At 73.3% G+C, this 5,601-nt stretch carries 5 protein-coding genes and 1 pseudogene; 4 read left to right on the top strand and 2 right to left on the bottom strand.

Annotation, left to right across the window (positions count from 1 at the left end; translation table 11 throughout):
• The 4 genes and pseudogenes from egtB to ACNAYW_RS24585 all read left to right on the top strand — a co-directional run.
• Positions 1-1,047, top strand: a 1,047-nt coding sequence (gene egtB, locus ACNAYW_RS24570) for an ergothioneine biosynthesis protein EgtB (RefSeq protein ID WP_415852217.1), incomplete at its 5' end; no start/stop codon positions are given.
• Position 1,048: 1 nt separating this feature from the next.
• Complete coding sequence (egtC, locus tag ACNAYW_RS24575) at positions 1,049-1,771, top strand: ergothioneine biosynthesis protein EgtC (protein WP_415852218.1); 723 nt, start codon at positions 1,049-1,051, stop codon at positions 1,769-1,771.
• Between the two features lie 27 nt (positions 1,772-1,798).
• Positions 1,799-2,194: L-histidine N(alpha)-methyltransferase (locus tag ACNAYW_RS24580; RefSeq protein WP_415852219.1), on the top strand; the 396-nt coding region annotated here is incomplete at its 3' end.
• A 27-nt stretch (positions 2,195-2,221) separates the two neighbouring features.
• Positions 2,222-2,779, top strand: a pseudogene (locus tag ACNAYW_RS24585) (L-histidine N(alpha)-methyltransferase); the annotation flags it as partial.
• A gap of 41 nt (positions 2,780-2,820) precedes the next feature.
• Here ACNAYW_RS24585 and ACNAYW_RS24590 read toward each other — a convergent pair.
• Both ACNAYW_RS24590 and ACNAYW_RS24595 read right to left on the bottom strand, forming a co-directional pair.
• Positions 2,821-3,816, bottom strand: coding sequence for a CNNM domain-containing protein (locus ACNAYW_RS24590; protein ID WP_415852220.1), 996 nt, complete (start codon positions 3,814-3,816; stop codon positions 2,821-2,823).
• A complete protein-coding gene (locus ACNAYW_RS24595) occupies positions 3,809-5,164 on the bottom strand; it encodes a hemolysin family protein (RefSeq protein WP_415852221.1) in 1,356 nt (451 codons plus the stop codon). The genes ACNAYW_RS24590 and ACNAYW_RS24595 overlap by 8 nt, the downstream gene beginning before the upstream one ends.
• Positions 5,165-5,601 lie beyond the last annotated feature (437 nt).

Here is a 5,601-nt window from a genome sequence, read left to right on the forward strand (position 1 = left end):
GCCCTCCCCCTGCTGACCCCCGACGAGTCCCGGCGGTACGTCGCGGAGGTCCGGGAGAAGGCGTGGGACGTGCTCGCCCGCACGGCGATCGAGGGCGAGGGGATCGACGATCCGCTGCGCGCCCACGGCTTCGCGTTCGGGATGCTCGCGCAGCACGAGGAGCAGCACTGCGAGACCATGCTGGCGACGCACCAGCTGCGGACGGGGCCGGCCGTGCTCGTCGCGGAGCCCGCGCCGCACGCGCAGTACCGGGGCCCCAGCGAGATCGAGGTGCCGGCCGGCCCGTTCACGATGGGGACTTCGACGGAACCCTGGGCGCTGGACAACGAACGGCCCGCGCACCGCGTCGACGTGGCCGCGTACGCCATCGACGCGGTGCCGGTGACCAACGCCCGGTACCTGGAGTTCCTCGACGACGGCGGCTACGAGCGGCCGGAGCTGTGGACCGAACGCGGGTGGCGGCACCGCTGCGAGGCCGGCCTGGTGGCCCCGCGGTTCTGGGAGCGCGACGCCGACGGGCGGTGGTGGCGCACGCGATTCGGCGTGTCCGTCCCCGTCCGGCCGCAGCAGCCCGTCGTGCACGTCTCCTGGTTCGAGGCCGATGCGTTCGCCCGGTGGGCGGGCCGGCGGCTGCCGACCGAGGCCGAGTGGGAGAAGGCGGCGCGCCACGACCCGGCGACGGGCGTGTCCCGTCGCTTCCCGTGGGGCGATGAGGAACCCACCGCGGCGCGGGCCGATCTGGGTCAGCGCCACCTCGAGCCCGCCGATGTGGGGGCCTACCCGGCCGGGGCGTCCCCCCTCGGCGTCCAGCAGCTCATCGGCGACGTCTGGGAGTGGACCTCGTCGGAGTTCCTGCCGTACCCCGGTTTCCGCGCCTTCCCGTACCGGGAGTACTCCGAGGTGTTCTTCGGCGGCGACTACCGGGTGCTGCGCGGCGGGTCGTTCGGCACCGACGCCGTGGCGTGCCGGGGCACGTTCCGCAACTGGGACCATCCCATCCGCCGGCAGATCTTCTCCGGCTTCCGGTGCGCGCGGAGCCTGCCCTGACATGTGCAGACACCTCGGCTACGTGGGCCCGCCGGTGCCCGTGCACGCACCCGTCACGCGCGGCGGGCACAGCCTGCGCCGGCAGGCCTGGGCGCCGAACGACATGCGCGGCGGCGGCACCATCAACGCGGACGGCTTCGGCGTCGCGTGGTGGACGCCCGACGGTGCGCCGGCCCGGTACCGCAGCCCGCACCCGGTCTGGACCGATCCGGCGCTCGACGAGGTGCTCTCGCAGATCACCTCCACCGCCGTGCTGGGGGCCGTGCGCTCGGCCACCGTCGGGATGCCGACCAGCCGGGAGGCCTGCGCGCCCTTCGTCGACGACCGGTTCGCATTCAGCCACAACGGGGTGCTCCCCACGTGGGACGCCGTGCTGCCCGCGCCCGCGGCGTCCGCCCTGGAGGCCCTCACCGACTCGGCCGCGATCTGGGCGGCCCTGCGGCCGCGACTCGAGTCCGCGGATCCCGGGGCCGTGCTCGGCGAGCTGGTCACCGACCTGGCAGCGGCGCGCCCGGACGCGCGGCTGAACCTACTGCTCTGCGACGGCCGTACCCTCTGGGCCACGGCGTACTACCACTCGCTCTGGGTCTCCCACGACGGTGCCTCCGTCACCATCGCCTCCGAACCCACCGATTCCCGCCCCGACGGGGCCGGCTGGCGCCCGGTCCCCGATCACAGCCTGGTCGTCGCGCGGCCGGACTCCGTCGTCATCACTGCGATCTAGCCTCCATCACATCGATCTAGGAGCGTCGTGACCGTCCCCACTCCCCCGATCCAGGTCCACACCAGCGAGCACGATCTCGACGCCGCGCTGCTCGACGACGTGCGCCGCGGCCTCACCGCGACACCGAAGTCGCTACCGCCCAAGTGGTTCTACGACGCCGTCGGCAGCGAGCTGTTCGGGCGGATCACGCGGCTGCCCGAGTACTACCCCACCCGCACCGAGACGGCGATCCTGCGGGAGGCGGCGCCGGAGATCATGACGCTCGCCCGCCCGCACACGATGATCGAGCTCGGCTCGGGCTCGTCGGAGAAGACCCGCATCCTGCTCGACGCCGGCGTCGAGCAGGGCGAGCTGCAGCGCTACCTGCCGCAGGACGTCTCGGTCTCCGCGCTGCAGGGCGCCGTCGCCGCGCTGCACGCGGACNACCCCGGACTCGAGATCGAGGGCANNGTCGGCGAATTCGCCGACACGATCGGCCGCCTCCCGCCCGGGGACCGGCGGATGGTGACCTTCCTCGGCGGGACCATCGGCAACATGGTCCCGGCCGAGCGGGCGGTGTTCCTGTCCTCCATCGCGGCGGCCCTCGACCCGGGCGAGACCCTGCTCCTCGGCGCGGGCCTGGTGACCGACCCCGCCGTGCTGGTGCCGGCGTACGACGACGCCGCGGGGGTGACCGCGGAGTTCAACCGGAACGTCCTCCGGGTGCTCAACAGTCGCCTCGGTGCCGGCTTCGATCCCGAGGCGTTCCGTCACGTCGCGCTGTGGGACGCCGCGAACGAGTGGATCGAGATGCGCCTGGAGGCCACGCGCGCGATGACCGTAGCGATCCCCGGTGCGGGCCTCACGGTGGAACTCGCCGCGGGCGAGCAGATCCTCACGGAGATCTCCGCGAAGTTCCGCGTGGAGGGAATCCGGTCCGAGCTGACCGCGGCCGGTTTCTCCCCCGATCGGATCTGGACCGACCCCCAGGGCCGGTTCGCACTCGTCCTGGCCCACGTGCGGGACTGACCACGCCCCGGCCGGGTTCGATCCCGGCCGGGCGGCGTGCGTCAGGCCGGCAGTAGCCGGCCGAGCAGGTCGGAGAGCGTGACGACGGCCCGCGCACCGTCGCGCTCCACGACGGCGAAGTGCGCGCGCGACTCCCGCATGGTGCCGAGCGCGGCGTAGGCCGGCTCCGCGGCGTCGAGCACGAGCACGGGCCGCAGCAGCTCCCCCGCGGTCGCCGACGGCGCGGCGCGCAGGCTGTCGCGCACGTGGACCACGCCGGCGACGGCGGCACCGTCGTCGACGAGCAGGCGCAGGTGTCCCGTCCGGTCCGCGACGGCGCGGATCCGGTCCGCGGTCGCGGTCGCGGGGACCGTCGACGGCGCGACGTCCCAGCGGGCGATGTCGCCGACGGTGAGCGCCTCGAGCTCCAGCGCGCTGGTCAGGTGCCCGGAGTGCTGCTCGTCGAGCGCACCGACGGTCGCCGAATGCGCGACGAGGTGCCGCAGCGCCGCCGGATCCTGCCCCGTCTCCACCTCGTTCACCGGGGTCACGCCGACGCGGCGCAGGCACCGGTTGGCGGCCTCGTTGAGCACGATCAGCAGCGGCCGGAAGACCGTCATGAAGGCGCGCATCGGCAGGGCCAACAGGATCGCCGAGCGCTCGGGGTGCGCGATCGCCCACGACTTCGGGGCCATCTCGCCCACCACGAGGTGCAGGAAGGTGACCACCAGCAGGGCCAGCACGAAGCCGCCCACGTCGGCGATCCAGCCCGGCATCCCCGTCGCCGCGAGGAGCGGCGTCAGCCACCCGTCGACGGCGGGCTTGGTGATCGCGCCGAGCGCCAGCGTGCACACGGTGATGCCCAGCTGCGAGCCCGCGAGGAGCAGCGAGAGCTCCGAGGAGCTGCGCAGCGCGGCCCGCGCGGAGGCGCTGTGCGCGGCCCGGTCCTCGAGGCGGTGCCGGCGGGCGGCGATGAGCGAGAACTCGACGGCCACGAAGAAGGCGCTCGCCGCGATCAGCAGGGCCGTGATCAGCACGACCACCCACGGGCTATTCATCGTCGGCCTCCGTCGCGTCGTCGGTGCCCAGACTCAGGTGCACGGCCGCGGGCACGCGCCGTTCGACGGTGCGCACCTCGGCCCGGAGGACGACCCGCCCCGCGCCGGGGGCCGAGGCCGGGTCCGGCAGCAGCGGTAGGTCCGTCGCGTCGCCGACGCGGGGCAGCGCCCCGAGCCGCGCGGTGACGGCGCCACCGAGCGTTTCGGCGTCGCCGGGTTCGAGGTCCACGTCGAGCAGGCGCTCGACCTCGTCGAGGTGGACGTCGCCGCGGAGCAGCCAGCCGGCGCCGTCGCGCACGGCGGGCTCCGGGTCGGTCCCGTCGTGCTCGTCGTCGATCTCGCCGACGAGTTCCTCCGCGATGTCCTCGACGGTGACCACGCCGTCGAAGCCGCCGTACTCGTCGATGACGAGGGCCATCTCGTCGCCCGCGTCCGCGAGCTGCGCGACGACCGTCGGCAGCGGCATGGAACCGGGGACGATCACGGCGGGGCGGCAGCGCGACCGGGCCGTCCCCGAGGGGTCGGCGAGCAGATCGTGCAGGGTGATCACGCCGATCAGGTCGTCGGCGCTCTCCCCGACCACCGGGTACCGGGTGTGGCCGTCCGCCATGCGGTCGAGCACCGCCCCCGCGGGCTCGTCGGCCCCGACCACGTCGACGCGGGCACGCGGGATCATCGCGTGCTCGGCGGTGTGGGTCGGGAAGTCGAGGATCCGGTCCAACAGGGTCGAGAGCTCGCGCGGCAGCTCGCCCGCGTCGCGCGAGGCGGCCACGATGTGCTCGAGGTCGCGCGGCGTCGCGGAATGCTCCACGTCGTGCACGGGTTCGATCCGCACGGCGCGCAGCAGCAGGTTGGAGGCCTGGTCGAAGAACCGGATCAGCCAGCCGAACGCGCGGAGGTAGAGCGTCGTGGAGAGCGCGAGGCGGCGCGCGACGGGCTCGGGCCGGGCGATGGCGAGGTTCTTCGGGAACAGTTCGCCGAAGACCATCTGCGCGACCGTCGAGAGGCCGACGGCGAGCACGGCGCCGATGCCGATGCCGACCGCGGCGGGCACGCCGACGCCGCCGAGCAGAGTGCCGACGCCCTGGCCGATCAGGGGCTCGGCGACGTAGCCGACGAGCAGGCCCGTGACGGTGATGCCGAGCTGGGCGCCGGAGAGCATGAAGGAGGTGCGCCGCGTGACCTGCAGGGCGCGGGCCGCGGCCTCGTCACCCGCCGCGGCGCGCGCGGCGAGCCGCGACCGGTCCACCGCCATGTACGCGAACTCCTGGGCCACGAAGTAGCCCGTGAAGGCGGTGATCACGAGGACCACCAGGATGCCGGCGACGATCGTGAGGAGGGTGATCACGCGGCGGCCCCGAGGGGCAAGGGTTCAGCGGATCCGGGTCTTCGGCGTTTGCGCGAGGCGCGTCTCATCGAGTCTCTCTGTGTCGGGCCCGCCGAGGCGCGGGTCACTGAGTAAAGAGTAGGTCAAGATCGCCGTTCCGGCATCGCCGCTGGTCGCACCCCTTCGAATCGATGCCACCGCCTGTCGCCAGCCACGTGCTCTGCGACGCTCGTCGTGGCGCGGTGACGCGCGAACCTCCGTCGAAACGACGAAGGCGGCTCCCGGAGGACCGGAAACCGCCTGTGATCGCGTGGAGATGTCTGTGGAGCCTAGGAGATTCGATATCTCTAGGAGCCTCCTGACTGTCCACGACGTGGCTGACGGGTCTCATCGTGGCTGTTGTGGCCCTGTGGCGGACGGATTATCTGCATGTTCTCCTCGACGGGCTTCTTGTTTGG

The organism is Tsukamurella ocularis, assembly GCF_965138335.1.
In the GTDB taxonomy this organism is placed as follows: domain Bacteria; phylum Actinomycetota; class Actinomycetes; order Mycobacteriales; family Mycobacteriaceae; genus Tsukamurella; species Tsukamurella ocularis_A.